Origin of the sequence: Streptomyces sp. NPDC002619 (genome assembly GCF_042889305.1) — a bacterium.
Taxonomy (GTDB): domain Bacteria; phylum Actinomycetota; class Actinomycetes; order Streptomycetales; family Streptomycetaceae; genus Streptomyces.
Genome location: NZ_JBIAQV010000002.1, coordinates 404502 through 425168, shown reverse-complemented (window position 1 = coordinate 425168; position 20667 = coordinate 404502). Strand labels below are relative to the sequence as shown.

The window sequence follows — 20667 nt, the reverse complement described above, 5'->3', positions numbered from 1 at the left end:
TGCGTGCTCGCTCCGCTCGCTCATTGTCGTACTACTTCCGCAGCTCGATGACGGTCTTGCCGATGCGGATCGGTGCGCCCAGCGGGATCGGTGTGGGGGTCGTCAGCCGGGACCGGTCCAGGTATGTGCCGTTGGTGGATCCGAGATCCTCGACGATCCACTGGCCGTCGCGGTCGGGGTAGATCCTGGCATGGCGGCTGGAGGCGTAGTCGTCGTCCAGCACGATCGTGGAGTCGTGCGCGCGGCCCAGGGTGATGGTCTGGCCCTGGAGCGCGACGGTGGTGCCGGTCAGGGTGCCCTCGGAGACGACCAGCTTGCTGGGGGCGTTGCGCCGCTGGCGGCCGCCGGCCTGCTGGCCGCGCTGCTGCGGGGGCGTGGCCTGCTGGCGGGCAGGCTGCTGCTGGCGCCCGGCCTCCCTACGGGACCCGCGCTGGGTGACGCGCGTACCGAACAGGTCGCTGCGGATGACCTGCACGGCCACGATCACGAACAGCCACAGTACGGCCAGGAAACCCAGCCGCATGACCGTGAGGGTCAGCTCTGACATTGCCCCCGCTTCACCCTTCGGCTTGCCGGTAAATGATGGTGGTGCTGCCCACGACGATCCGCGAGCCGTCGCGGAGCGTAGCGCGGGTGGTGTGCTGTCCGTCCACCACGATGCCGTTGGTGGACCCGAGATCCTGGATCGTCGAGGGCGTTCCGGTCCGGATCTCGCAGTGCCGGCGGGAGACGCCGGGGTCGTCGATCCGCACGTCGGCCTCGGTGCTGCGGCCCAGCACCAGGGTCTGGCGGGAGATCTGGTGGCGGGTGCCGTTGACCTCGATCCAGTAGCGCATACGTCCGCCGCCTGCGGGCGCGGCCGGGGGCCGCGGGGCGGAGGGCTGCGGATAGCCGTAGCCACCGGGCCGGGCGCCGGGCGGCGGCGCGGACGGCATCGGGGGCGCTCCAGCGGGCGTGGTGGGCTGTGGGTAGCCGTAGCCGCCTTGGGCGCCGGGGCCGGGCCGTCCGGGTGCGGCGGCGGGCGGGGCCTGCTGGCCGCTGGTGGAGGCGAGCGTACGGCTGCGGACCCGGTACAGGCCGGTGTCGAGGTCGTCCGCCTTCTCCAGGTTGACCTTTATCGGCCCCATGAAGGTGTAGCGCTGCTGCTTGGCGTAGTCGCGGACCATGCCGGCGAGCTCGTCGCCGAGCTGGCCCGAGTAGGGGCTGAGGCGCTCGAAGTCGGGTGCGCTCAGCTCCACGATGAAGTCGTTGGGTACGACGGTCCGGTCGCGGTTCCAGATCGTCGCGTTGTTGTCGCACTCGCGCTGGAGCGCGCCGGCGATCTCGACGGGCTGGACCTCGGACTTGAACACCTTGGCGAAGGTGCCGTTGACCAGACCTTCGAGACGTTGCTCGAACTTCTTCAGGACTCCCATGGGGCACCTCCTCCATCGTTGCGGTACTGCCTGCGGTGCTGCTCTGCCTGGTACTGCTTACTGATCGTATCCACGCGTCCGGCAATGAGCCGGTTCCCCCAGCCGGTCCCCTTCGAACTCCTCCTGTCAAGGATCGTAGAGGCGGGCCAAGACCAGTGTCCCGCACCTGACCGTCCGCTCGGTCCGCTCCTGGGGAGATGACAAGGACCGGTACGAGGTTGATACGTGAACCGTTCCACCTTGATACGTGGCCGAGGGGACGGGGGTCCGGGCGGCCGGCCTGGTCGGCCCGGTCGGGGATCTGGCCTGGGATCCGGCGGCAAATAAGGGATGTGAACCCACCCTCCACGCCGTGCTAATCTTCTGCATGTCGGAAGGCGCCGCGCCCCAAGGGGCAGACGCCGAAGACGCACCCAATGCGCGGGTGGCGGAATAGGCAGACGCGCTGGATTCAGGTTCCAGTGCCCGCAAGGGCGTGGGGGTTCAACTCCCCCCTCGCGCACAGAGGCTACGGGCCCATCGCTTCGGCGGTGGGCCCGTTGACGTGTGTCCGGGGCGCGCTGCGAGCGGGGCTCGCGGTCCTTCCTTGTTCTTCCCTACTTCTCACCTGACGCGTGAGGTATCTCACGGCAGACCGGAGGGGCTTCGGTCAGGCGGAGGGGCCGGCGGTTTCGGGGGACGGCGGCAGCGTGTCGACCACGAAGGTACCTAGCCCGACCTCGCCCCGCGTCCAGCCCTGGTCCTGTAGATGCCGCATGGCCTTCGCTGCTGTCGCGTTCACCACGCCGAACTCCTGAGCGATCTCCAGGGTGGACGGCACGCGGCTGCCGGGCGGATACGTGCCGTCCTTGATACGCCGGATGATCTCTGCGGCGATCTGCCGCCACAGGGGGCGGGTGCGGTCGTGGTCCATGGTTTCAGCGTGGATGACCATGGCATTCCATGCATCCGTGGTTATCTACGGTCATCCACGCTATGTTGGACTCCGAACACAGAGCGGCCCCGATGGGAAGCGGCTACTTCCTCAACGGGGCCTGAGCCGACTAAGTAGGAGTCGACCTATGCGCAGCCTAGTGGTGGCGATCCTGAGCCTCTTCCTGCCTTCGCGCGGAGCGCCCCGCTCCGACGCACCGCTGTTCCTCACTTCCTGTCCGCCCCTTCCAGCGCGTCGGCCGCGGCCGTACCCGACAGACGTCATCGCCGTCGACGGGCAGCCCCTGGTCCGGCCGTACGTCGTCGTGTGGGAACGCGAGCGGGACGAACGTGAGCGGCGCCGGTGCCGGGCTGCGGGCCTCACGCCCCTGGGGCAGGAGCACTTCCTGTGGGAGGCCGCCGTATGAGTGCCCGGCGTCCCCGCAGCGTCGGGGTCGATCCCGCCACCGGCAAGGAGGCGTTCGTCGTCGCGCGTCCCGGCGGTTTCCTCGAGGCGCTGGCCGACGCGCATGCCCTCGAGGCCGCTGCCGTCCTGGTGGCGGTCGTCGGGGCCGTACTGGAGGCGGGCGAGGTGTCGGACACCGAACTCGCCGCCTTCGTACGGCCGTTGCACGCGGCGCTCGACGAGTGCGTGGGAATGATGGCGGGGGGCGGTGAGGGGTGACGTAGAAGGGCGCTTGAAGGCGCCGTGCATCCCCACCACGACGCCTCCCGAGCGCACGGAAGTTGACGGTTAACGCGGCTTGACCGGTTGCCGATGGAGAGCGTGCCTGATGGTCATCTGCGTCACCCTGAGCGGAAACCTGCGGTCCGCCGGACAGGTGTGCGGTGGCTGTGCGCGCCGGTGGCCCACCGGCGCGCACCTGGAAGGTCACCCCGGACAACCTGGGCACCGTCGACGCGCACGGCCTGTTCACCGCCGACGCCGACAACGGCGGCCTCGCCGACGTGAGCGCGACGGTCGCCGGCGCCACCGGGACCACGTCGATCGCGGTCGGCAGCGTCAGCAAGGTCATCGATCCGATGACCAGCCTCGACAACTGGCGGCTCAGCAACAACACCACCGGCAAGCCCGCCACGCTGTCCGCCGACGCCGGCGTGGTGCCGCCCGGTTCCACCGAGTCCGGTTCGCTGCGGCTCGACTACTCGATGCCGACCGGCTCCGGCGTCAAGCAGTTGGTGCTCACGCCGCGCGTCACGCTGAAGACGACCACCAACAACGGCCAGGTCCCCACCGGGATCGGGGTGTGGATCAAGGGTGACGGCAACGGCATCGAGCTCGCCGAGAAGTACATCGGCGTCAACGGCACGTCGACCACCCTCTATCCGACCTACGTGACCTGGAAGGACTGGCACCTGGCGGTCGCCCAGCTGCCCGCCGGCATGCAGTTCCCGCTGACCATCAGCTTCCTCGACTTCTTGGCGATCAGCCCGAGCACGGCGTACAGCGGTTCGCTCAACGTCGCGGGCCTGCAGGCGCTGTACTCGCCGAGACCGGTGACGGTGCCCGAGTACCACGCGATTCCGAAGAACCCGAAGTGGCTGTCGCACGAGGAGGACTCCGCGGACTTCGCGGGGCGCGGCACCACCCTCCTCACCGGCGACGACGCGCACCTGCTCGCCAGTGACCCCGGTTCGGTCAGCAGCAACGTGATGGACTCCATCGCGAAGCGGCTGCCCACCCTGGCGCCGCAGGCGCAGCCGGACGCGGCTCAGTTCCTCGGTGACATGGCCGACGACGGCAAGCTTGCGGACCTGCAGTTCGCCAAGTCGAAGATGGACGCCCTGGGCATCCCTGAGCGCGACATCGTCGGCAACCACGAGATCACGCAGGGCGCCGACTCCGAGAACGGCAACTACAGCGACACCTTCGGCGACACGCACTACGCCTACGACCAGGGCGGGGCGCGGCTGATCGTCACCGACAACGCGCACGGCAGCCTGCAGTCCTCCGACCCGTTCCAGGACCCGGCGGGCGAGCAGTACCCGTGGCTGGTGCAGCAGTTGACGGACGCCACCGCCAAGGACGTACTGGTCGTCACGCACATGCCGGCCTACGACCCGCACCCGGCCGCGAACAGCCAGTTCACGGACCGCTGGGAGGCGCGGATGTATCTGCGGCTGGTCCAGCGCTACCAGGAGACGCACCCGAAGCAGCACGTGATCATGATGTACGGCCACGCGCGCGGGTTCTCCGAGCAGATCCTCAACCCCGAGGGTGAGAGCGTGACCACCGAGGAGGGCGGCATCCCGCAGCTCACCTTCGCCGACCTCGGCATGCCGGCCTACGCCCCGGCCGACCAGGGTGGCATCTACCACTTCGGTCTGATCCGGATCGGCGACGACGGTGACCTGCAGTACACCGTCGAGCCGGCGCTCGCGTCGATCACCGTCCAGGAGCCCAAGGACCCGATCGCAGCGGGCGACCACGTCACCCTGACCGCGACCGGCGACCAGATCGCGGACGACAACATCGCTCCGCTCACCATTCCGGTCGCGGACCCGGCGTCCCATGTGTGGACGTCCAGCGACCCCAGGGTCGCCTCGGTGGATCGCTCCACCGGCGCCCTGACTGCCCACCGCTCCGGCACCGTGACCGTTTCGGTGACCTCTGGCGGGGTCACGGGGACGGCTCAGGTTGTCGTGCAGTGAGCTGAGTTCGGTGACTTGAGTCCCGTGACGTGAGTCCGGGGACTTGATCCATGACTGGGTGCCCGAGTGGTCTCGGGCACCCCGTCGGCTGTCTGGCGGGGGTGTGGGGTTGTCCACAAGCGGGGAGTTGTCCACAGGGTCTGACGCGTTTTGGCAGGCGGCTGTACGGTCGACACGAGTTGATGTTCGTGCGTGCGTGTGTTCGGGGGAGGCGGTCGCTGTGACCGAGACCGGTGTGGAAACGGCAAGTACGGCGACCGGGGCGGTTCCGCGGCTGCCCAGGGTGCGGGGCTTCGCCCAGTGGCCGCATCCGGGGTCGCCCAAGGACGAGGGCAAGGCGCTGCGGGCGAGCGTTCCGCGTGGCACGCACAGCTCGCTCGACCTGGACGGCTTCCGCCCGGACGCGGTGAGCGCGGTCGAGGAGTCCAACCAGGGCCGTATACCCGGGCTCACGCCGATACGGGTGGGCAGGATGGCCGCGACACCCTTCGCGTTCCTGCGCGGCTCGGCCGGCCTCATGGCGTACGACCTGGCGCGCACCCCCATGACCAGGATCGCTGCGCAGATATGCGGCGACGCGCATGCGGCCAACTTCGGTCTGTACGGCGACGCCCGGGGCGACCTGGTGATCGATCTGAACGACTTCGACGAGACGGTGCGGGGCCCCTGGGAGTGGGACCTCAAGCGGCTGGCCGCCTCGCTGGTGCTGGCCGGCCGGGAGGCGGGCGCCGACGAGGACACCTGCCGGAAGGGGGCCTACGACGCGGTCGGCGCGTACCGGCGCACCATGCGTCTGCTCGCCAAGTTGCCGGTCCTGGACGCCTGGAACGCCATCGCGGACGAGGAACTCGTCTCGCACACCGATGCCCACGACTTGCTCGGCACTCTGGAGCGGGTCTCGGAGAAGGCGCGCGCCAATACGAGCGGGCGGTTCGCGGCGAAGTCGACCGAGGCCGCCGAGGAGGGCGGGCGGCGGTTCGTCGACGCGCCGCCGGTGCTGCGGCGCGTGGGGGACGCGGAGGCGGCGGCGGTCGCGGCGTCGCTGGAGCAGTATGTGACGACCGTCTCCGAGGACCGCCTTCCGCTGCTCGCCCGGCACGCGGTGCACGACGTGGCGTTCCGGGTGGTCGGCACGGGCAGCGTGGGCACGCGCTCGTACGTTGTCCTGCTCCTGGACCACCGTGGTCAGCCGCTGGTCCTCCAGGTGAAGGAGGCCCGTCCCTCGGCGCTGGTCCCGCATCTGGCGACGGCCGGGTTCGACACCCCGCCGATCGACCACGAGGGGCGTCGGGTGGTCCTGGGCCAGAAGCGGATGCAGGTCGTCAGCGACATCCTGCTCGGCTGGACGACGGTCGACGGCCGGCCCTTCCAGGTCCGGCAGTTCCGCAACCGCAAGGGCAGCGTCGACCCGGCCGCGCTCGCCGCCGACCAGGTCGACGACTACGGCCGGATGACCGGTGCCCTCCTGGCCCGCGCCCACTCCCACAGCGCCGACCCGCGCCTGATCGCCGGGTACTGCGGCAAGAACGAGGAATTGGACGAGGCGATAGCCACGTTCGCGGTCGCCTACGCGGACCGCACGGAGGCGGACCACGCGGAGCTGGTTGCGGCGGTGCGGGCGGGGTGGGTCGCCGCGGAGCTGGGGGTGTGACGGGACTGGGCGGACGGTCCGGAGGCCGGGGAACCCGGCTGATCCCGGCGGTCGCGGGCGATGGGTTTCGGCTGTGGCCTAGGCTGGTCGGGTGACGACCCCGGAAGCTGAGCAGTCCCAGGCGCCGCGGCCCGAGGAACGGCTGGAACGGGCCGTGCGGGCCGCCGAGCAGGCGCTGATCGAGTTCGAGATCGCGGTGGAGACCTTCCGCGTCGAGGTCGAGAATTTCTCCCGTCTGCACGAGCAGAAACTCGGCCCCATGTACTCCCGGCTGGAAGAGCTGGACGCGCGCATCGCCGAGGTGAAGGCCGCCCGCAGCGGTGATCCGGAGGACATCCGGCTCGCCGAGGAGCTGCGGGAGCGGGTCGTGCCCATCCCCGGCGTGGAGGAACTGCTGCACGGCTGGATGGACGGGCACGGTCTGTTCCCTGAGGCCACCGCGATGCTCACGGAGCAGGAGGTGCGGCCCCCGCAGCGGGTGCGCCCCAGCGAGGAGGCCCGCCGCCTCTACCGCGACCTGGCCCGCAAGGCCCACCCGGACCTGGCGCAGGAGGAGAAGGAGCAGAAGCGGCGTGAGGAGTTCCTCACCCGGGTCAACGCCGCCTACGCCCGGGGCGACGAGGCCCTGCTGCGGGAGCTGGCCGAGGAGTGGGCCGCGGGTCCGGCCCTCGCCGAGCGGCCCCCGAGCCGCAGCGCGGAGCTGTATGCCCGCCTCGAGTGGCTGTCCGAGCGCAAGGAACTTCTCTCCCTGGTCGCCCGCGAGCTGGAGGACAGCGCGATCGCCTCGATGCTGCGGCTGGCGCCCGACGACCCCGACGCCCTCCTGGACGAGATCGCCGACAAGCTGCGGGCCGACGTGCTGGAGCGCGAGGCGCAGCTGGCGGAGCTGCTGGCGCAGGAGTAGCCGCAGCGAGGGCTGGGCACCGGGTGGGCTTCGCGGCCCGGTCGGGTAGCGTCGTAGGCATGAGTTTCGGATCCGGTGTGCCCAGGGTCGAGGTCGTGGACCTCAAGGACGGCGACTTCCTGCTGGACGTCCGCGAGGACGACGAGTGGCAGGCGGGCCACGCCGAAGGGGCCCTGCACATCCCCATCAGCGAGTTCGTCGCCCGCTACGGCGAGCTGACCGAGGCGGCCCCGCAGGACGGCCGGATCCATGTGATCTGCCGCTCCGGCGGACGCTCGGCCCAGGTCACGATGTATCTGGCCCAGCAGGGCATCGACGCGGTGAACGTCGACGGCGGTATGCAGGTCTGGCAGGCGGCCGGCCGGCCCGTCGTCACCGACGAGGGCCAGCCGGGGTTCGTCCTGTAGCGGGCTGCTCCCAGGGGCCCTGGTCAGCCCAGGGGATGGGCCGCCAGCAGGTCCCCGAGCGCCTCCTCGTACGCCGCTGCCGGGCCCAGCGACAGCTCCAGCTGCTTGGCCCAGGCGTGGTAGCGGTGCAGGGCGTAGTCGGTGTCGGCGCCGAACCCGCCGTGCAGATGCTGCGCGGTCTGCACGATGCGCCGTACGCCGTCACTCGCCCAGATCTTCGCGACGGCGACGTCCCCGGCGAGGGGCAGCGCGCCCGGTGCGCCGGAGGCGATCCGCCACGCGGCCTGCCACAGGGTGGCCTCCATGGCGCGCAGGTCGATGTAGCGGTCGGCGGTCTGGACGGCGACGGCCTGGAAGGTCGCGATCGGATGCCCGAACTGCTCGCGCTTTCCGGTGTATTCGCTCGTCATCCGCAGCACCTGCTCACCCAGTCCGAGGGCCAGCGCGCACGTCCCGGTGGCCAGCAGCTCGCGCAGCCACTCCCAGGCGCCCTCGGCCTCGATGACGTCCCTCGCAGGGATCCGCGCGGACTCCAGGCGCAGTTCGCCCAGGCGCTCCCCGCTGGTCGAGATCTGCTCGGCGAGTACGGCGCCCTCGTGGTCGCGTGGCACCAGCGCGAGGACGGTGCGGCCGGCGCCGGTGTGCGCGGGGACGACGACGAGTTCGGCGCCGTACGCCCACGGCACCGCCGTCTGCACCCCGTCCAGCACCCACAGGTCGCCGTCCTGCCGTGCGGTCACGGCGAGTTCGGCCGGGTCGTGGCCGGTGCGGCCGTTCGCGGCGACGGTCAGCACGAGCTCGCCGCGTCCGGCCCGCGTGAGCAGGTCGGCCGCCAACTCCTTTGATCCGTAGGCCTGCACGGCCGCGGCGGCGGCGGTGCTCTCCAGCAGCGGTACCCGCGCCAGTACTTTCGCGGACTCCCGCAGCACCAGGCACAGTGTGATGGCGTCCAGGCCGGCCCCGCCGTGTTCCGGGGCGAGCAGGAGGCTGAGCAGGTCCGCGTCGGCGAGCTTCGTCCACAGCGCCCGGTCGAAGTCGTCGGCCACGGCACCGGTGGTGAGCGCGGGGCTCGGCACCGAGTCCGGCGCCACCCCCGCGAACACCCCCCGGGCCGCCTCGGCCGCCGCCAGCTGCTCCTCGGTGAAGGTGAAGTCCACGGTCCTGTCCTCCCGGCGGATCGGCCAACGTCAGCAATCTGACGGTCCGTCAAGATAGAACAGGTTCTAGGAGAAGGGAACGGTGCTGCGGCGCCGGGCCGCTGTCAGCGGTCGAAGTCCAGCTCCACTTTCTCGGTCACAGGGTGGGACTGGCAGGCCAGTACATAGCCCGCCTCCGTCTCCTCCGCCTCCAACGCGAAGTTGCGGTCCATGCGCACCTCGCCCGAGACCAGGAAGGCCCGGCAGGTGCCGCACACCCCGCCCTTGCAGGCGTAGGGGGCGTCGGGGCGGTTGCGCAGCACGGTCTCCAGGAGCGATTCGCCGTCCTGCACCGGCCAGGTGCCGCCGCGTCCGTCGAGCCGCGCGGTCACCGAGCTGTGCGCGGGGGCCGTGGCGCCCGTCACCGGCGCCGCACCCGCGTCCACGTGGAAGATCTCCTCGTGGATCCGGGCCCGCTGCACACCGAGCTCCCGCAGCGCACGCTCCGCACCCTGCACCAGCCCGTACGGCCCGCACAGGAACCATCCCGCCACGTCCGCCACCGGCAGCAGCGCGAGCAGCAGCTCCGTCAGCCGCTCCTGGTCGAGCCGTCCGGATGGCAGTCCCGCCTGCTGCTCCTCCCTGGAGAGCGCGGTCACCAGCTGAAGCCGCTCGGGGTAGCGGTCCTTCAGGTCGGCGACCTCCTCCAGGAACATCGTCGAGGCCGCCGTGCGGTCGCTGCGTATCAGACAGAACCGCGCCGCCGGCTCGCGCTCCAGCAGCGTCGAGACGATGGACAGCACCGGGGTGATGCCGCTGCCGCCGACGATCGCCGCGTACAGACCCGGCGCCGGCTCGAGGGTGAAGCGCCCGGCCGGGGTCATCACCTCCAGCTCGTCACCGACATTGACCTCCTTGAGCGCGTACGTCGAAAAGGCCCCGCCCTCCACCAGGCGCACCCCGACCCGCAGGGTGGCCGGACCCGCGCCGCCGGGCTCGGGCGCCGGGGAGCAGATCGAGTACGTCCGCCGTATCTCGGTCCCGTCGGCACGGCGCCGCAGGGCCAGGTGCTGGCCGGGTGCGTGCCGGTACTCCTCGCGCAGTTCCGGGGGGACGGTGAGGGTGAGGGCCACGGCGTCGTCGGTGATCCGGTCGACCGCGGCCACCGGGAGCGGGTGGAAGCGGGCCATCACAACTCCTTGAAGTGGTCGAACGGTTCACGGCAGGCCAGGCAGCGCCGCAGTGCCTTGCACGCGGTCGAGGAGAACCGGCTGAGCAGCTCGGTGTCGGCCGATCCGCAGTGCGGGCAGTGGACCGGGTCGAGGGTGTCGGTGACGGTGACGGTCCGGGTCGGGCCGAGGGCGAGGGGCACGGGCTCGGAGCCGGAGCGCACGCGCGGGGGAGCGATCCCGAACTCCCGCAGCTTGCGCCGCCCTTCGTCCGTGATGTCGTCGGTCGACCAGGCGGGCGTGAGCACCGTGCGCACGGTGACCTTGCGCAGGCCGTGCTCGCGCAGCACCCGCTCTATGTCCAGGGACATCGCCTCGACGGCCGGGCAGCCGGTGTACGTCGGGGTCAGCTCGACCTCGGCCGAGTCGGCGTCGCTCATGTGCACCGCACGCACCACGCCCAGCTCGGCGAGCGTGAGCACGGGCAGTTCGGGGTCGGGCACCGAACCGGCGAGTGCGAGGAGTTCCGCCTCCAGTGGGGTCTCCAGCGGGGTGGTCGTGGTCACCATGTCGCCCCCGGGTGGCTGCGGTGCAGATGCTGCATCTCGGCGAGCATCCGCCCGAACGACTCGGTGTGCACTCCCTGCCGGCCGGCGCCCGCCGACCACGCCCCGATCCGCGGCCCCTCCGGGACCGTCAGGGTGGCACGGCCGAGCACCTCGCCCATGGACTCCAGCCAGGCCGTCTCCATACCGGACCAGTCGGCGTCCACGCCCTCCACCGGCTGGAACAGCTCCCCGGTGAACTTCCACAGCGCGCCGCATGCCCGCTGCATCCGCTCATGGCTGAGGTCCGTGCCGTCGCCGAGCCGCAGCGTCCACTGCTCGGCGTGGTCGCGGTGGTAGGCGACCTCCTTGACGGCCTTCGCGGCGAGCGGCGCGAACGGGCCGTCCCCTGCGGCCAGTTCGGCGTAGAGCAGGTGCTGGTAGGTGGAGAAGTACAGCTGGCGGGCGATCGTGTCCGCGAAGTCGCCGTTCGGCTGCTCGACCAACTGGACGTTGCGGAAGGCACGTTCCTCGCGCAGATACGCCAGCTCGTCCTCGTCGCCCGCCATGGACAGCAGCACCCGGGCCTGGCCGAGCAGGTCCAGGGCGATGTTGGCGAGGGCGACCTCCTCCTCGAGGACGGGGGCGTGGCCCGCCCACTCCCCCAGGCGGTGGGAGAGCACCAGGGCGTCGTCGCCGAGGGCGAGCGCGGCGGTCGTGGGCACGGTGGCAGTCACAGGTGCTTCACCCCCTCCGGGATCTCGTAGAAGGTCGGGTGCCGGTAGGGCTTGTCGGCGGCCGGTTCGAAGAACGGGTCCTTCTCGTCGGGCGAGGACGCGGTGATCGCGGCGGCCGGGACGACCCAGATCGAGACACCCTCGCCGCGCCGGGTGTACAGGTCGCGGGCGTTGCGCAGGGCGAACTCCGCGTCCGGCGCGTGCAGGCTGCCGGCGTGGGTGTGGGAGAGGCCGCGACGGGAGCGCACGAAGACCTCCCACAGGGGCCAGTCGGTGTTCGTCATGCGCGGGCTCCTTCTGTGCCGCCGGTGTGCTTGGCCGCGTACGCCGCGGCCGCCTCCCGTACCCACGCGCCCTCGTCATGTGCCCTGCGGCGCTGGGTGATCCGCTGTTCGTTGCACGGGCCGTTGCCCTTGAGGACCTCCCAGAACTCCGTCCAGTCGATCTCCCCGAAGTCGTGCTGCCCCCGCTCCTCGTTCCACCGCAGGTCCGGGTCGGGGAGCGTGAGACCGAGGGACTCGGCCTGGGGGACACAGATGTCCACGAAGCGCTGGCGCAGCTCGTCGTTCGAGTGGCGCTTGATCTTCCAGGCCATCGACTGCGCCGAGTGCTGCGACTCGTCGTCGGGCGGGCCGAACATCATCAGGGACGGCCACCACCAGCGGTCCACGGCGTCCTGCGCCATGGCGTGCTGCTCCGGGGTTCCGTTGCTCAGAGCCAGCAGCAGCTCGTACCCCTGGCGCTGGTGGAAGGACTCCTCCTTGCAGACGCGGACCATCGCGCGTGCGTACGGACCGTACGAGCAGCGGCACAGGGGCACCTGGTTGGTGATCGCGGCGCCGTCCACGAGCCAGCCGATGGCGCCGACGTCCGCCCAGGTCAGGGTGGGGTAGTTGAAGATCGAGGAGTACTTCTGACGGCCGCTGTGCAGCTTGTCGAGGAGCTCGTCGCGGCCCGTGCCGAGGGTCTCGGCGGCGCTGTAGAGATAAAGACCGTGCCCCGCCTCGTCCTGGACCTTGGCCATGAGGATCGCCTTGCGGCGCAGCGAGGGCGCGCGCGTGATCCAGTTGGCCTCCGGCTGCATGCCGATGATCTCGGAGTGGGCGTGCTGGGCGATCTGGCGGACCAGCGTCGCGCGGTAGGCGTCGGGCATCCAGTCGCGAGGCTCGATGCGCTCGTCCGCGGCCACGGCGGCGTCGAAGGCGCGCTCGTACGCCCCGGCCGTCGCGTCGGCGGCCTGGGTGCCGTACGCCTGCGTAGGTCCGCCCGCGCGATGCGCGGCTGCTGTGGTCATGCGGTCCCCCTGACCTCGGGCTCTGCCTGAACAGTCTCCCGACCGATCGTTCGGTCGCTGCGATTCCATGGTGAGCGAGCGGTCGCAAGGTGTCAACCGCTGTGGACAACCGTGGGCGGTGACCTGTGGACAACTCGTGGAGCCCGGCCGTGGGCCGCCGCCGTACGGCATCCGCCGCGAGCCTCCCACCTGCGGTGACCGTGGGATCCGGGTCCTGGAGTGGTGACGGCCACGTGTGCTCTTGGTATCCCGGGGCTGCGCCCGGCGGCCGGGGCTGAGTACCGTTCCGTGCGAGCGCCGCGGACCGGTGTTCGTGGGCCGGACCAGGCGGCGCCCTGCGGCGGGGTGGCCGGAAGACGGAGCGGGATCGGGAACGGGGCGGAATGAACGCGTACGACGGAGACTCGAACGCCCCGAACGGGCAGGCCGGGTCGGGGGAGGCGCGTCGGCCGGAGAGCGTGCCAGGCCCTGCAGAGGTGTCCGCTCCCGCTCCCGCCCTTGCCCGGACTGCGCAGCAGGACCCGACCGACGCCCCCTACAACCCCTCCGCCACCCCCGACACCCCGCCTCCCTCCAGCGACCGCCCCGCACCCCCGCGCACCGGTGTCGCCGCGCTCTCCCCCCGCTATCAGGTCGGCGCGGCCCTGGCCCTCGCGTTCGTCGCGGTCGCCGCCTGTGTGCACCTCGGGATGGTGTTCCTGAGCGTGGCGCCGGCGAACACCGTGACGAAGCAGCACGGCAAGGCGATCGAGGAGTGGGTGTACCCGGAGTTCGAGCAGAACTGGCGGCTGTTCGCGCCGAACCCCTTGCAGCAGGACATCGCGATACAGGTGCGCGCCGAGGTCCGGATGAAGGACGGCGGCATCGAGACGACCGGCTGGAACGACCTGTCCGCCCGCGACGGCGAGGCCATCGACGGCAGCCTCCTGCCCAGCCACACCCGGCAGAACGAACTGCGCCGGGCCTGGGAGTTCTTCGTTGCCACGCACGGCGCCGACAACCGCCCGGTCGGCCTGCGCGGCGCGCTCTCCGAGCAGTACGTGCGCCGGATCGCGGTGATGCGCCTGTACCGGGAGGACCCGACGAGCCGGGAGGGCACCATCCAGAGCGTCCAGGTCCGCTCGGAGACCACCAATGTGCCGCCGCCCACATGGAGCGACGAACAGGTGTCCGACAAGCCGGTCTACCGCCAGCTTCCCTGGTGGACGGTCACCGAGGACGAGGCCGCGAGGGGGGTCCGGTGAACCGTCTCGCCCTGTCGCTCTCGCGCGGCATCGCCCGCGTCACCGAGGCGGCCCTCGGCCCCTACCAGGCCGCCGTGATCCGCGTAGGCTTCGCCGGGACCTGGCTGCTGTTCCTGCTGCGCGAGTTCCCGCACCGCCAGGAGCTGTACGGCCCCGACGGCCCCTGGAGCTGGGACCAGGCTCAGCAGCTGGCCGCGGACAACCACGCCTTCACTGCGCTGCTCTGGTCCGACGGGCAGCTCTGGTTCGAGTCCTTCTATCTGCTGGCCGTGGTCTCCAGCCTGCTGTTGCTGCTGGGCTGGCGCAGTCGCACGTCCGCGGTGCTGTTCATGGTCGGCGTGCTCTCCCTGCAGAACCGCAGTGTCTTCATGGGCGACGGCGGCGACAACGTCCTGCACCTGATGTCCATCTACCTGGTGTTCACGCGCTGCGGCCAGGTCTGGTCCCTGGACGCGCGGCGGGCGGCGCGTGCGGAGGCGGCACACGCGCGTGGGGAGCGAGCCGTCGACCGGGTCGGTCCGGTCCTGTGGGTCGTGTTCGGGGCGGTTCTCGCCGCGGTGAGTCTGGCGGGCCGGTTCGGCCAGGCCGCCTGGGAGGTGCCCGCGCTGCTGTGGACGGTGTGGGCGGGGCTCGCCCTGTGGTGGGCGGTCTGGCGCTGGGCGCGGTCCGGCGAACCGCGGATCCTGCTGGACGTCGTCGCCAACATCCTGCACAACGGCGCCCTGTTCGTGATCATGGCCGAGGCGTGCCTGATCTACGCGACGGCCGGCTGGTACAAGATCCAGGGCTCGCGCTGGCAGGACGGCACCGCCGTCTACTACCCGCTGCACCTGGACTCCTTCTCGCCCTGGCCCGGACTCGCCGACCTGATGTCCTCCAACGGCACGCTGGTCATGCTCGTGACGTACGGGACGGTCATCGTGCAGGTCGCCTTCCCGTTCACTCTGTTCAACCGGCGGGTCAAGAACGTCCTGCTGGCCGCGATGATCACCGAGCACGCGGTGATCGCGGTCGTCCTGGGGCTGCCGTTCTTCTCGCTGGCGATGATCGCGGCGGACTCCGTCTTCCTGCCGACCCCGTTCCTGCGCCGGCTCGGCGGCTGGGCGGTACGCGCGCGTGAGCGGCTGCGCCGGCGCGGGGGCCGTGCGCTGCCGGCGCCCCGCTCACCGGAGGGCAGCGAGCCTGCCCGCGTAGGCTTCACGGCATGACCGACCCCGTGATCCGCTGGGCCGAGGGCGCCGGCACCGCCGTACTGCTCGACGGATTCCACGCCCTCAAGCACGCCCTGCGCTTTGGCGCCGGGGTGCCGGTGGCGGTCACCACGAACCGGCGGGCCACCCTCGCGCTTGCCGAGGAGCTGGCCCCGGACCTGCGGAAGACTCTGGACGCGCTGCTGACCGAGGTGAGCGAGGAGACGTACGCGTCCCTGGTTCCGCGCCCGCATCCGACGGGCGTCGCCGCCCTGGCCGTACGGTCGTCCCGCGAGGCCAATCTGCGCGCGCTGGCCCGCACGCCCCGCACCGCTCCCATCGTGGTGCTCGACAACCCGCGCAACCTCGGCAACGCGGGGGCCGTGATCCGGCTGGCCGCAGGTTTCGGGGCGACCGGGGTCGTCACCACCGGCACGCTCGACCCCTGGCACCCCACCGTCGTGCGCGGCGGGGCGGGCCTGCACTTCGCGACCGCCGTGGAGCGCCTGGCCGTCGAGGAACTGCCCGCCGGGCCCGTGTTCGCCCTCGATCCCGAGGGCGAGGACATCCGGGGCACGAAGCTCCCCGACGACGCCGTGCTGGCCTTCGGCTCGGAGCGCAGCGGGCTGTCCGCCGAACTACGCGCGCGTGCCGACCACTTGCTGGCACTGCCGATGCGCCCCCAGGTCTCCAGCTACAACCTCGCCACCAGCGTGGCGATGACGCTGTACCACTGGAGCGTCACCGGGGGCGCGTCCTTCGGTGCCTAGACGTCCCTGCGGACCTCGACCACCCGGAAGCGGTTCGCGACGAACGCGCCATCCGTGAGGGCCGCGTTGGCTGCCGGGTTGCCGCCCGAGCCGTGGAAGTCGGAGAAGGCGGCCGTCTGGTTGACGTACACCCCGCCGGTGAGGTTGAACGACAGCTGGGCGGCCTCTTCCAGGCAGACCTCCCGCACCGCGTCCTCGACCTCCGGGTCGGTCGTGTACGCGCCGACCGTCATCGCGCCCTTGTCGCGGACGGTCCGGCGCAGCAGCTCCATCGCGTCGGAGGCCGAGTCGACCGCGACCGCGAAGGAGACGGGGCCGAAGCACTCGCTCATGTAGGCCGCCTCGTCGTCCGGCTTGGCGCCGTCCAGCTTGACGATCACGGGCGTACGGACGACCGCTCCCGGGAAGTCCGGGTTGGTGATCTCGCGGGAGGCGAGGGCGACTTCGCCCAGGCCGGCCGCGGCCTCCAGGCGGGCCTTGACGTCGGGGTTGACGATCGCGCCGAGCAGGGCGTTCGCACGCGTGTCGTCGCCGAGGAGACCGTCGACCGCGCGGGCGAGGTCTGCGACCACCTCGTCGAAGGACTTGGGGCCCTCGTCGGTGCGGATGCCGTCGCGCGGGATCACCAGGTTCTGCGGGGTGGTGCACATCTGGCCGCTGTACAGGGACAGCGAGAAGGCCAGGTTGGCGAGCATGCCCTTGTAGTTGCCGGTCGACTCCACGATCACCGTGTTGACGCCGGCCTTCTCCGTGTAGACCTGCGCCTGGCGGGCGTTGGACTCCAGCCAGTCGCCGAACGCCGTGGAGCCCGTGTAGTCGATGATCCGGATCTCGGGCCGGGTGGCCAGGGTCTTCGCGATGCCCTCGCCGGGCCGCTCGGCCGCCAGCGTGACCAGGTTCGGGTCGAAGCCCGCCTCCGTGAGCACCTCGCGCGCGACCTGCACGGTGAGCGCGAGCGGCAGCACCGCGCGCGGGTGCGGCTTGACCAGGACGGCGTTGCCGGTGGCGAGGGAGGCGAACAGGCCCGGGTAGCCGTTCCACGTCGGGAAGGTGTTGCAGCCGACGAGCAGCGCGATCCCGCGCGGGACCGGCGTGAACTGCTTGGTCATCGTGAGCGGGTCGCGCTTGCCCTGCGGCTTGACCCACTCCGCGGTGTCGGGCGTGCGGACCTGCTCCACGTACGCGTACGCCACCGCCTCCAGGCCGCGGTCCTGCGCGTGCGGGCCGCCCGCCTGGAACGCCATCATGAACGCCTGGCCACTGGTGTGCATGACCGCGTGCGCGAACTCCATGGTCCGGTCGCTGATCCGCTTGAGGATCTCCAGACAGACCACGGCCCGGGTCTCAGCGCCCGCGTCCCGCCACGCGCGCTGCCCGGCCTTCATGGCGGGCAGCAGCGTCTCGACGTCCGCGTGCGGGTACGTCACGCCCAGGTCGACGCCGTACGGCGACACCTCGCCGCCCACCCAGTCGTCCGTGCCGGGCTGGTCCAGGTCGAGGCGGGTGCCCTGGACGGCGTCGAAGGCCGCCTTGCCCTCCGCCAGGCTCAGGCTGCCGTTCTCGCCGTACGCCTTCGGGTGCTCCGGGTGCGGGGACCAGTACGCGCGTGTGCGGATGGCTTCCAGGGCCTGGTCGAGAGTGGGCCGGTGCTTGGCGATCAGCTCGTGCGCGGTCAGTTCGGCCATGCGGGACCAACTCCTCGTCTCTAGAGCTCCTCGTCGAGCTCATGACCTGGGCAGAAACATGGGCAGCAACAGCCAGTCAGAGTTAGAGTAACCGAACGATCGGTCGGGACAAGGGGGTCCGCCGCATCTGTGGACAACGCCGTGCGGGAGGATCGCGCACATGACAGCACTCGACCTCAGCAGCCCCGTGGCCGTTGTCGGCACCGGCACCATGGGACAGGGCATCGCCCAGGTCGCGCTGGTCGCGGGCCACCCGGTGCGACTGTACGACGCCGCGCCCGGGCGCGCCCGGGAAGCGGCCGCGGCGATCGGCGCCCGCCTCGACCGGCTCGTCGAGAAGGACCGGATGGGCGCCGCCGACCGGGACGCGGCCCGCGCGCGTCTGACACCCGCCGAGAGCCTGGCGGAACTCGCCGACTGCGGCCTGGTCGTCGAGGCCGTGCTGGAGCGGCTCGAGGTCAAGCAGGAGCTCTTCCGCGAACTGGAGGACCTCGTCGACGGCGACTGTCTGCTCGCCACCAACACCTCGTCCCTGTCGGTGACGGCGATCGGCGGCGCCCTGCGCAATCCGGGACGCTTCGTGGGCCTGCACTTCTTCAACCCGGCCCCGCTGCTGCCGCTCGTCGAGGTCGTCTCCGGGTTCGCCACCGACGTCAGCTCGGCCACGCGCGCGTACGAAACCGCCCGCGCCTGGGGCAAGACGCCGGTCGCCTGCGCGGACACCCCCGGTTTCATCGTCAACCGCATCGCCCGGCCCTTCTACGCCGAGGCCTTCGCGGTCTACGAGGCCCAGGCCGCCGAGCCGGCCACCATCGACGCCGTCCTGCGCGAGTGCGGCGGCTTCCGCATGGGCGCCTTCGAACTGACCGACCTCATCGGCCAGGACGTCAACGAGTCCGTGACGCACTCCGTGTGGGAGTCCTTCTTCCGGGACGTCCGCTTCACGCCCTCCCTCGCCCAGCGCCGGCTCGTCGAGTCGGGCCGCCTCGGCCGCAAGTCCGGACACGGCTGGTACGACTACGCCGAGGACGCCGAGCCGGCCGAGCCGCACACCGCGGAGAAGGAGCACCCGCCCGCGTACGTCGTCGCCGAGGGCGACTTGGGCCCGGCGTCCGAACTGCTCGCGCTGATCCGCGAGGCGGGCATCCAGGTCCGCCCCGAGGAGGAGGACCACGGCACGCGGCTGGTGCTGCCCAGCGGCGGCCAGCTGGTGCTCGCCGACGGCCAGACCTCCGTGGAGTTCCGCGACGTCGTCTACTTCGACCTGGCGCTCGACTACCGCAGGGCCACCCGCATCGCCCTGTCCGCCTCCCAGGACACCTCGCCGCTCACCCTCGCCGAGGCCACCGGCCTCTTCCAGGCGCTCGGCAAGAACGTCAGCCTCATCGGCGACGCCCCCGGCATGATCGTCGCCCGCACGGTCGCCCGGATCGTCGACCTGGCGCACGACGCCGTCGCCAAGGGCGTCGCCACCGAGGAGGACATCGACACCGCGATGCGCCTGGGCGTCAACTACCCGCTCGGCCCCTTCGAGTGGAGCCGCAGGCTCGGCCGCGGCTGGGCCTACGACCTCCTCGACGACCTGCATCTGCGCGACCCCTCGGGCCGTTACGCGCCGTCCCTCGCCCTGTACCGCCACGCGTACGCCTCCGACAAGAGGGAGGGCAGCACCTCATGACCACCGCCAAGCGCGACACGTACACCCCCGAGACGCTGCTCTCGGTCGCCGTCCAGGTTTTCAACGAGCGTGGCTACGACGGCACCTCCATGGAGCACCTCTCCAAGGCGGCCGGCATCTCCAAGTCGTCGATCTACCACCACGTCGCCGGCAAGGAGGAACTGCTGCGGCGTGCCGTCAGCCGGGCCCTCGACGGGCTCTTCGGGATCCTCGACGAGGAGCACGCGCGCGTGGGGCGGGCCGCCGACCGGCTGGAATACGTCGTACGGCGCATGGTCGAGGTGCTCATATCCGAGCTGCCGTACGTGACGCTGCTGCTGCGCGTGCGCGGCAACACCGGCACCGAGCGCTGGGCGCTGGAGCGGCGCCGGGACTTCGACCACCGGGTGGCCGACCTGCTGAGGGCGGCCGCCGCCGAGGGGGACGTCCGCAGCGACGTGGAGGTCCGCCTCGCGACCCGGCTGGTCTTCGGGATGATCAACTCGCTCGTGGAGTGGTACCGGCCCGACGGGCGGGGCGTGAGCGAGCGCGAGGTGGCCGACGCCGTGGTGCGGCTGGCGTTCTCCGGGCTGCTGCGCAACTGACCTCAGCCCTCCGGTTCCAGGTCCTCCTCCTCGAACACCAGCAGTGTGCGCGTGCTCTGCACCTCCGGGATCGCCTGGAGCCGGGTGAGCACCAGCTCGCGCAGCGCCCTGTTGTCGGGCGTGTGCACCAGGAGCAGGACGTCGAAGTCGCCGCCCACCAGGGCGATGTGGGAGGCGCCGGGCAGCTGTCTGAGCTGCTCGCGCACTGTGCGCCAGGTGTTCTGCACGATCTTCAGCGTGATGTACGCCGATGTGCCCTGGCCCGCGCGTTCGTGGTCGACGCGGGCCCCGAAGCCCCGGATCACCCCGTCCTCGATGAGACGGTTGATGCGCGCGTAGGCGTTGGCGCGGGAAACGTGGACACGCTCGGCGACGGACCGTATCGACGCGCGGCCGTCCGCCTGGAGGATCTGCAGGATGTCCTGATCAATGGCGTCCAGCGGGCGCGGGGGCGGCAGCAGGGCGGCTTCCTCCGGGCCCTCGGCCATTTGTTCAGGTGCCATGTCCTCCTGCCTTCCTACCATGGACGTAGTGCGTTCATTTCAAGTTGTGGAGAACCGTTTGTCCACAGCCTGAAGGTGCCTGTAGCCAAAATGTGCCGACGACCGAACAATCGGTAGGTGAGGCGCCTCACATCCGACGCGCCTCCCGTAGCCACTCCCACGAGGAGGTG

The 20667-nt window shown here is 71.1% G+C and carries 22 protein-coding genes and 1 tRNA gene; 12 read left to right on the top strand and 11 right to left on the bottom strand.

All coding sequences use genetic code 11. The features are described 5' to 3' along the window. Positions 1-31 precede the first annotated feature (31 nt). Both ACFYXB_RS06090 and ACFYXB_RS06085 read right to left on the bottom strand, forming a co-directional pair. Positions 32-547 carry an FHA domain-containing protein gene (locus ACFYXB_RS06090; RefSeq protein WP_388503613.1) on the bottom strand — a complete coding sequence of 172 codons (516 nt, stop codon included), beginning with the start codon at positions 545-547 and terminating at the stop codon, positions 32-34. A gap of 10 nt (positions 548-557) precedes the next feature. Continuing rightward, positions 558-1415, bottom strand: a complete 858-nt coding sequence (locus ACFYXB_RS06085) for an FhaA domain-containing protein (protein WP_389578228.1) — start codon at positions 1413-1415, stop codon at positions 558-560. Positions 1416-1833: 418 nt separating this feature from the next. Here ACFYXB_RS06085 and ACFYXB_RS06080 point away from each other — a divergent pair. Further along, positions 1834-1917 (top strand) — tRNA-Leu (locus tag ACFYXB_RS06080). Between the two features lie 147 nt (positions 1918-2064). Here the strand turns inward: ACFYXB_RS06080 and ACFYXB_RS06075 are convergent. Beyond that, positions 2065-2328: a GntR family transcriptional regulator gene (locus tag ACFYXB_RS06075; protein WP_389578226.1), complete on the bottom strand. Its 264-nt coding sequence runs from the start codon at positions 2326-2328 to the stop codon at positions 2065-2067. 148 nt (positions 2329-2476) lie between these two features. Here ACFYXB_RS06075 and ACFYXB_RS06070 point away from each other — a divergent pair, with 148 nt between their 5' ends. The 6 genes from ACFYXB_RS06070 (at position 2477) to ACFYXB_RS06045 (ending at position 7962) form a co-directional block, all read left to right on the top strand. After that, positions 2477-2755: a hypothetical protein gene (locus ACFYXB_RS06070; RefSeq protein ID WP_389578224.1), complete on the top strand. Its 279-nt coding sequence runs from the start codon at positions 2477-2479 to the stop codon at positions 2753-2755. Continuing rightward, a complete protein-coding gene (locus tag ACFYXB_RS06065) occupies positions 2752-3012 on the top strand; it encodes a hypothetical protein (protein ID WP_351350499.1) in 261 nt (86 codons plus the stop codon). The genes ACFYXB_RS06070 and ACFYXB_RS06065 overlap by 4 nt, the downstream gene beginning before the upstream one ends. A gap of 164 nt (positions 3013-3176) precedes the next feature. Further along, complete coding sequence (locus ACFYXB_RS06060) at positions 3177-5000, top strand: Ig-like domain-containing protein (RefSeq protein WP_389578221.1); 1824 nt, start codon at positions 3177-3179, stop codon at positions 4998-5000. A 220-nt stretch (positions 5001-5220) separates the two neighbouring features. Next, positions 5221-6651, top strand: coding sequence for a DUF2252 domain-containing protein (locus tag ACFYXB_RS06055; protein ID WP_389578218.1), 1431 nt, complete (start codon positions 5221-5223; stop codon positions 6649-6651). Between the two features lie 91 nt (positions 6652-6742). Next, positions 6743-7555: a hypothetical protein gene (locus ACFYXB_RS06050; RefSeq protein WP_351350533.1), complete on the top strand. Its 813-nt coding sequence runs from the start codon at positions 6743-6745 to the stop codon at positions 7553-7555. A 77-nt stretch (positions 7556-7632) separates the two neighbouring features. Further along, positions 7633-7962 carry a rhodanese-like domain-containing protein gene (locus ACFYXB_RS06045; RefSeq protein ID WP_389578653.1) on the top strand — a complete coding sequence of 110 codons (330 nt, stop codon included), beginning with the start codon at positions 7633-7635 and terminating at the stop codon, positions 7960-7962. 23 nt (positions 7963-7985) lie between these two features. On the opposite strand, the gene ACFYXB_RS06040 is transcribed toward ACFYXB_RS06045, so the two are convergent. The 6 genes from ACFYXB_RS06040 to paaA all read right to left on the bottom strand — a co-directional run bounded on the left by ACFYXB_RS06040 (position 7986) and on the right by paaA (position 12843). Continuing rightward, complete coding sequence (locus ACFYXB_RS06040; RefSeq protein ID WP_389578215.1) at positions 7986-9119, bottom strand: acyl-CoA dehydrogenase family protein; 1134 nt, start codon at positions 9117-9119, stop codon at positions 7986-7988. 104 nt (positions 9120-9223) lie between these two features. Beyond that, a complete protein-coding gene (locus ACFYXB_RS06035) occupies positions 9224-10288 on the bottom strand; it encodes a 2Fe-2S iron-sulfur cluster-binding protein (protein ID WP_389578212.1) in 1065 nt (354 codons plus the stop codon). Then, on the bottom strand, positions 10288-10836 hold the full coding sequence (paaD, locus tag ACFYXB_RS06030) for a 1,2-phenylacetyl-CoA epoxidase subunit PaaD (protein WP_389578210.1): 549 nt from the start codon (positions 10834-10836) through the stop codon (positions 10288-10290). The genes ACFYXB_RS06035 and paaD overlap by 1 nt, the downstream gene beginning before the upstream one ends. After that, a complete protein-coding gene (paaC, locus tag ACFYXB_RS06025; protein ID WP_351350540.1) occupies positions 10830-11549 on the bottom strand; it encodes a 1,2-phenylacetyl-CoA epoxidase subunit PaaC in 720 nt (239 codons plus the stop codon). The genes paaD and paaC overlap by 7 nt, the downstream gene beginning before the upstream one ends. After that, on the bottom strand, positions 11546-11833 hold the full coding sequence (paaB, locus tag ACFYXB_RS06020; RefSeq protein ID WP_189311452.1) for a 1,2-phenylacetyl-CoA epoxidase subunit PaaB: 288 nt from the start codon (positions 11831-11833) through the stop codon (positions 11546-11548). The genes paaC and paaB overlap by 4 nt, the downstream gene beginning before the upstream one ends. Further along, positions 11830-12843: a 1,2-phenylacetyl-CoA epoxidase subunit PaaA gene (gene paaA, locus ACFYXB_RS06015; RefSeq protein WP_351350543.1), complete on the bottom strand. Its 1014-nt coding sequence runs from the start codon at positions 12841-12843 to the stop codon at positions 11830-11832. Before paaA ends, paaB begins: the two co-directional genes overlap by 4 nt. Positions 12844-13226: 383 nt before the next feature. Between paaA and ACFYXB_RS06010 the strand changes: the two genes are divergently transcribed. The 3 genes from ACFYXB_RS06010 to ACFYXB_RS06000 are packed head-to-tail and all read left to right on the top strand — an operon-like array spanning position 13227 to position 16047. Then, positions 13227-14087 (top strand): DUF5819 family protein, encoded by an 861-nt coding sequence (locus ACFYXB_RS06010; RefSeq protein WP_389578207.1) that lies wholly within the window; start codon positions 13227-13229, stop codon positions 14085-14087. Further along, positions 14084-15295 (top strand): HTTM domain-containing protein, encoded by a 1212-nt coding sequence (locus ACFYXB_RS06005; RefSeq protein WP_389578204.1) that lies wholly within the window; start codon positions 14084-14086, stop codon positions 15293-15295. The genes ACFYXB_RS06010 and ACFYXB_RS06005 overlap by 4 nt, the downstream gene beginning before the upstream one ends. Beyond that, a complete protein-coding gene (locus tag ACFYXB_RS06000; RefSeq protein ID WP_389578201.1) occupies positions 15292-16047 on the top strand; it encodes a TrmH family RNA methyltransferase in 756 nt (251 codons plus the stop codon). Before ACFYXB_RS06005 ends, ACFYXB_RS06000 begins: the two co-directional genes overlap by 4 nt. Here ACFYXB_RS06000 and paaN read toward each other — a convergent pair. Next, positions 16044-17732, bottom strand: a complete 1689-nt coding sequence (gene paaN, locus ACFYXB_RS05995; RefSeq protein WP_389578199.1) for a phenylacetic acid degradation protein PaaN — start codon at positions 17730-17732, stop codon at positions 16044-16046. The two genes, ACFYXB_RS06000 and paaN, sit on opposite strands and share 4 nt — an antisense overlap. A gap of 160 nt (positions 17733-17892) precedes the next feature. On the opposite strand from paaN, the gene ACFYXB_RS05990 reads away from it, so the two are divergent. Further along, a complete protein-coding gene (locus tag ACFYXB_RS05990) occupies positions 17893-19410 on the top strand; it encodes a 3-hydroxyacyl-CoA dehydrogenase (protein ID WP_389578196.1) in 1518 nt (505 codons plus the stop codon). Continuing rightward, positions 19407-19994 (top strand): TetR/AcrR family transcriptional regulator, encoded by a 588-nt coding sequence (locus tag ACFYXB_RS05985; protein WP_351350555.1) that lies wholly within the window; start codon positions 19407-19409, stop codon positions 19992-19994. The genes ACFYXB_RS05990 and ACFYXB_RS05985 overlap by 4 nt, the downstream gene beginning before the upstream one ends. A gap of 2 nt (positions 19995-19996) precedes the next feature. Here ACFYXB_RS05985 and ACFYXB_RS05980 read toward each other — a convergent pair whose 3' ends face one another. Next, entirely contained in the window at positions 19997-20497 is a 501-nt protein-coding gene (locus ACFYXB_RS05980) for an Lrp/AsnC family transcriptional regulator (protein WP_388503652.1), read from the bottom strand. Positions 20498-20667: the final 170 nt, after the last annotated feature.

Coding starts and splice junctions, on each gene's coding strand:
- ACFYXB_RS06090 (WP_388503613.1), bottom strand. CDS start 547: ATGTCAGAGCTGACCCTCACGGTCATGCGGCTGGGTTTCCTGGCCGTA.
- ACFYXB_RS06085 (WP_389578228.1), bottom strand. CDS start 1,415: ATGGGAGTCCTGAAGAAGTTCGAGCAACGTCTCGAAGGTCTGGTCAAC.
- ACFYXB_RS06075 (WP_389578226.1), bottom strand. CDS start 2,328: ATGGACCACGACCGCACCCGCCCCCTGTGGCGGCAGATCGCCGCAGAG.
- ACFYXB_RS06070 (WP_389578224.1), top strand. CDS start 2,477: ATGCGCAGCCTAGTGGTGGCGATCCTGAGCCTCTTCCTGCCTTCGCGC.
- ACFYXB_RS06065 (WP_351350499.1), top strand. CDS start 2,752: ATGAGTGCCCGGCGTCCCCGCAGCGTCGGGGTCGATCCCGCCACCGGC.
- ACFYXB_RS06035 (WP_389578212.1), bottom strand. CDS start 10,288: ATGGCCCGCTTCCACCCGCTCCCGGTGGCCGCGGTCGACCGGATCACC.
- paaD (WP_389578210.1), bottom strand. CDS start 10,836: ATGGTGACCACGACCACCCCGCTGGAGACCCCACTGGAGGCGGAACTC.
- paaB (WP_189311452.1), bottom strand. CDS start 11,833: ATGACGAACACCGACTGGCCCCTGTGGGAGGTCTTCGTGCGCTCCCGT.
- paaA (WP_351350543.1), bottom strand. CDS start 12,843: ATGACCACAGCAGCCGCGCATCGCGCGGGCGGACCTACGCAGGCGTAC.
- ACFYXB_RS06010 (WP_389578207.1), top strand. CDS start 13,227: ATGAACGCGTACGACGGAGACTCGAACGCCCCGAACGGGCAGGCCGGG.
- ACFYXB_RS06000 (WP_389578201.1), top strand. CDS start 15,292: ATGACCGACCCCGTGATCCGCTGGGCCGAGGGCGCCGGCACCGCCGTA.
- paaN (WP_389578199.1), bottom strand. CDS start 17,732: ATGGCCGAACTGACCGCGCACGAGCTGATCGCCAAGCACCGGCCCACT.
- ACFYXB_RS05990 (WP_389578196.1), top strand. CDS start 17,893: ATGACAGCACTCGACCTCAGCAGCCCCGTGGCCGTTGTCGGCACCGGC.
- ACFYXB_RS05985 (WP_351350555.1), top strand. CDS start 19,407: ATGACCACCGCCAAGCGCGACACGTACACCCCCGAGACGCTGCTCTCG.
- ACFYXB_RS05980 (WP_388503652.1), bottom strand. CDS start 20,497: ATGGCACCTGAACAAATGGCCGAGGGCCCGGAGGAAGCCGCCCTGCTG.